Annotated in this window: 2 protein-coding genes; both read right to left on the bottom strand. The window is 63.4% G+C overall.

All coding sequences use genetic code 11. From position 1 onward, the window contains the following. Positions 1-189: 189 nt before the first annotated feature. Positions 190-912 (bottom strand): sulfite exporter TauE/SafE family protein, encoded by a 723-nt coding sequence (locus RMO57_RS21205; RefSeq protein WP_310390052.1) that lies wholly within the window; start codon positions 910-912, stop codon positions 190-192. Then, on the bottom strand, positions 912-2023 hold a 1112-nt coding region (gene hemN / locus RMO57_RS21200; protein WP_310390050.1), incomplete at its 5' end, for an oxygen-independent coproporphyrinogen III oxidase. The genes hemN and RMO57_RS21205, both read right to left, overlap by 1 nt.

Here is a 2023-nt window from a genome sequence, read left to right as displayed (position 1 = left end):
TTGACGGTGATCTTCTGCCCACCCTCGGGCACCTTGATGTGTTGGTACATGTGTTTCGTCTCCGCAGAGGTGGTTGGAAAAGCTGAATTTGGATTTTATGTCAGCAATGCTTGCTTGAAGCTGATGAGCTGGCCCGCCGCGTAAGTGCAGCGGCCTCTAAGTCCATACTTTCGAGACGGCGATGCGTAGTCAACGGCAAAATTCGACGATTTGAAGCCAGACGCCGTGACCCAAGGCCCAGGCCGATGCAGCCGCCAAGCCGAGCCCACTGAGCCGCACCGCCAGGCGCATACCGACATCACCGCCGCCGGCCTGCCCGCGCAACTTGACCCACAGCAGCGGCCCCAGCACCAGCCCAAGACCAGAGGCCATCGCGAACACGGCCATCACCGCCGCGCCTTGAGCCGGCCCTGACGCCAGGGCCGCGACCAGCAAGGCCGACTGCAACAACCCGCAAGGCCACGCCGCCCAGGCCAGGCCTATCAGTCCGGCGCGCGCCGGCCGGCCAATCACCGTGCCTCCGCCCTTCAAGCCCCCAGCAGGCATCATCACTTCCGGCGCAATACTGCGGGACAGCTTTTGCCCGACACCTTCCAACCAAGCCGGTTGCCGCCCTCGCCACAACAAGGCCACGCCGAGCAAGAAGGCCGCCACATGCAAGAGCACCCAGACGGGACGCAGCAAGGCCGACGCCTGACCCCATTCAGCCAACAAGCCAACACTGGCAGCGGCCAAGGCGCCGGCCACGGCGTAGCTGAGCAGCCGCCCGATTTGAAAGCTCAAGATGGCTGCGCGCGAAGCACCATTTGCGCCAATGGCGCCGGTGCTGGCGGCCCCGCACATGGCAAGGCAATGGGGAGTGCCGGCCAAGCCCATCAACAGAGCCGAGCCGGCGAGGGCAAGATCAAGCATCAGATGATTCTAGAGAATCGCTCGCGGTTGCGGTCGGCTTGCAGATAGCGGTCAAACACCATCGCCACCGCGCGCACAAAGTACCAGCCCATCGCGGTGACCTGAACCGCGCCCGGCTCCAGCGCCACGAGGCCTTGCTCGGCCAACTCGGCCATGCGCGCCAACTCGGGCTTGAAATAGGCCTGCATATCAACCAGGTGAGCCAACTCGATCGATTCAAACTCCAGCCTGCCCTGGCACATCAAGGCCATGATGACGGCGCGGCGCACGATGTCGTCCCGGCTCAGCGCCAGACCGCGCACGATGGGCAATTGCCCTTGGCGCAGCGCGTCGTAATACTCATCCAGCGTCTTCGCGTTTTGGCTGTAGCAAGCGCCCACGCGACCGATCGCCGACACACCAAGCGCCACCAAATCACAGTCGGGCTGGGTGCTGTAGCCCTGGAAGTTGCGGTGCAAACGCCCTTGCCGCTTGGCCACGGCCAAGGAGTCAGTGGCCAGGGCAAAGTGATCCATGCCGATATAGCTGTAACCATGGTTTTGGAAGCCGGCAATCGCGCCGGCCAGCATGGCAACCTTGTCACCAGCCCCCGGCAACTGCTCCGTCACGATGCGCCGCTGCGGCTTGAAGCGCTGCGGCAGATGGGCGTAGCCATAGAGCGCGATGCGGTCAGGCTTCAATGCACCGACCTGGGCTATCGTGCGTGCAAACGAGGCCGGCGTCTGTAGCGGCAGTCCGTAGATCAGATCAACATTGGTGGACTCGAAGCCGAGGTCGCGCGAAGCCATCATCAAGGCCTCAACGCTCTCGAAACTCTGCTCCCGGTGGACGGCCTTTTGCACCGCCGCGTCAAAGTCCTGCACGCCAAAACTCAGCCGGTTGAAGCCCAACTCACGCAGATGTTTGAGCCTATCGTTGGTGACGGTGCGCGGATCGACTTCAATCGACACCTCGGCGCCGGGCGCCAGGCGAAAGCGCTCGCGCAAGGCCAGCATCAACTGGCTCAGCTCGGCGTCGCTTAAAAAGGTCGGCGAGCCACCGCCCAGATGAAGCTGAGAGACGGCCGAACCGCGACCCAGATGTGCCAGCGTCAGGTCCATCTCGACCACCA

Source organism: Roseateles sp. (genome assembly GCF_031397715.1).
GTDB lineage: Bacteria > Pseudomonadota > Gammaproteobacteria > Burkholderiales > Burkholderiaceae_C > Paucibacter_A.
The sequence above is the reverse complement of the archived record's forward strand: the minus strand, read 5'-3'. Positions and strand labels throughout refer to the sequence as shown.